1 pseudogene is annotated in these 277 nt (G+C 49.8%); it reads left to right on the forward strand.

The annotated features are described in order from the left end of the window. Positions 1 to 277: pseudogene (locus tag AB4512_RS24785) on the forward strand (DNA mismatch repair protein MutL); the annotation flags it as partial.

The following is a 277-nucleotide window of genomic DNA, read 5'->3' on the forward strand; positions in this document are numbered from 1 at the left end:
ATGCCTAGCCGTTCGAATCAAACCCAAGTATCTGATAGTGAGCGACATGCTATTGAGCAAACGCCAGCTTACCCGAGAAAATCGGAGTCTGAGCGCGCTTATGATCAACCTCAACACAGCGTTAATGATGGTGGGCAACATTATGGCTCAACAGCCAACCAAGGTTCATCGCCTAGCAGGGGCTCTTCAACCAACTTAGATTCGTCAACTAACATTAGCTCAGCTAACACAGGCTCGTCGGCTCGCGAAACCAGTTTTACCGGGTCTCCTCGTCAAG

This window comes from Vibrio sp. 10N.222.52.B7, from assembly GCF_041474275.1.
In the GTDB taxonomy this organism is placed as follows: Bacteria; Pseudomonadota; Gammaproteobacteria; order Enterobacterales; family Vibrionaceae; genus Vibrio; species Vibrio crassostreae_C.